Source organism: Rhizobium sp. 16-488-2b, assembly GCF_017741815.1.
Lineage (GTDB): Bacteria > Pseudomonadota > Alphaproteobacteria > Rhizobiales > Rhizobiaceae > Rhizobium.
In genome coordinates this window covers 1-1,220 of record NZ_JAGHMF010000019.1, presented here as the reverse complement: position 1 = coordinate 1,220, position 1,220 = coordinate 1, and the positions used below count along the sequence as shown (strand labels likewise).

Here is a 1,220-nt window from a genome sequence, read left to right as displayed (position 1 = left end):
ACGTAGTCGCTGGCCATCTGCTGGACGGCCGCGGCCAGGCTTGCCTGGGCGAGCGAGACCTGACGCTGGGCGTCGAGAACGTCGAGCAGCGAGGAGGCGCCGTCCTTGTAGCTGGCGGTCGACAGATCAAGCGTTTCCTGGGTCGTCTTGACCTGGGCACGCAGCGCGGCCACCGTCTGCGCATCGCGGCGAACCGCCGACAGCGCGTTTTCCACTTCCTCGACCGCTTCCAGAACCGTCTGCTTCCAGACAAGATACTGGGTCTTGGCGTCGGACTTGGCGATGTCGACACCGGCGCGCAGGCTGCCGCCGTCGAAGATCGGCAGGGTCAGCGTCGGGCCGAAGGACCAGGTGGTCAGGCTGCCGCCGCGGCCGCCGGCCGGATTGATGAAGGACGGGGCGATCGAGCCGGAGAGCGAGATCGTCGGATAGAGGCGCGACATGGCCACGCCGATATTGGCGGTGGCGGCGGCCAGATTGCGCTCGGCGACACGGATGTCGGGACGATTGCGGATCAGGTCGGCCGGAACGCCGGAGACGATGCCGGCACGGAACACCGGCTGCGAGCCGCCGCGCTGCAGTTCGGCCACCATCGAGCCGGCCGGCTTGCCGAGCAGGGTGGCGATGTGGTGGGCGGCGACGCGGAAGTTGGTTTCCAGACCCGGGATTTCAGCCTGGGTCGACTGCACCAGACCTTCGGCCTGCACGACGTCGAGACGCGATGCGGCACCGGCATCGAGCTGGAACTTGGTCAGCTCGTAGGTTTCCTGGCGCGATTTCAGGTTGGCCCTGGAGAGCGCGATGCGCTCCTGGTAGTAGCGGGCGTTGATGTAGGAGTTCACCAGATCCTGGAGATAGGTGAGCTTGGCAACGTCGGCGGTCGAGTAGGCGGCGTCAAGCGAGGCCTGGGCGCTTTCCTTCGAGCGGCGATACTGGCCGAAGAGGTCGAGCAGCCAGCCGACATTGGCGCTGGCGCCGGTCGTGTTGGTGGCACCGATCGAGGAGCGGCGTTCGCCCATGCTGCCGCTGAGCGTATGGTCGGCACCGACAGTCAGGCTCGGCAGGGCGCCGGCGCCAGCCACCGTGACATTGCCGGCGGCGGCATTGATGCGCTCCAGCGACTGCTGGATCGACAGGTTCTCACTGAGGCCCTCGGTGACCAGTCCGTTCAGGCGGGTGTCGCGATAGGCGGTCCACCACGCGACCGTCGAGACGTCGCC

The 1,220-nt window shown here is 67.4% G+C and carries 1 protein-coding gene; it reads right to left on the bottom strand.

Annotated features, from left to right (window positions below; all coding sequences use genetic code 11):
- A partial coding sequence (locus tag J5286_RS17410) for an efflux transporter outer membrane subunit (RefSeq protein WP_209215364.1) occupies positions 1-1,220 on the bottom strand: 1,220 nt, incomplete at both ends.